This window comes from Gordonia sp. OPL2 (assembly GCF_003797825.1).
Lineage (GTDB): Bacteria > Actinomycetota > Actinomycetes > Mycobacteriales > Mycobacteriaceae > Gordonia.
Genome location: NZ_RKME01000068.1, coordinates 1 through 479, shown reverse-complemented (window position 1 = coordinate 479; position 479 = coordinate 1). Strand labels below are relative to the sequence as shown.

1 protein-coding gene is annotated in these 479 nt (G+C 35.3%); it reads right to left on the bottom strand.

Annotation, left to right across the window (positions count from 1 at the left end):
* On the bottom strand, nt 1-479 hold a 479-nt coding region (locus EEB19_RS26300; protein WP_187590278.1), incomplete at both ends, for a hypothetical protein.

The following is a 479-nucleotide window of genomic DNA, read 5'->3' as shown; positions in this document are numbered from 1 at the left end:
CATTAGTACTAGGGTTTATAGGTGCTACTTGTTGACCTAATATATTTTCCTTGAGAAGCATCGATATCCAGTCTAGTCTGTACGCTAGTGTTTTAATATCAACACTTGGAGAATGTGCTTCTCGTGTAATATCGTATAGTAATGGGAGAAGTTCGCCGTACACTGGGTGTGTATTTATATTAGTATCTGAATCCTTGTTTTTAATTACCGAAGTTTTAGTGCTAAAAGATGTATTTAGTTTTTGGGCTTCTTTTAATAATTGATCACTGTTTCCCAATAAGCGTTTTAACAATATATTTGGATTGCCCGAAATGGACTCTTTGACCAATCTCTGTCCTTCTTTATTAAATCCACGATGACTGTCAGCGTCATTGACTGTGTTACGACTAATCACTAGCATAGGTGGGAGAATTTTAGATTCAGTTTTAAGAATCTCGATAACTACCGAAGATCCTAAAGCATAACTGATAGTAGATTTA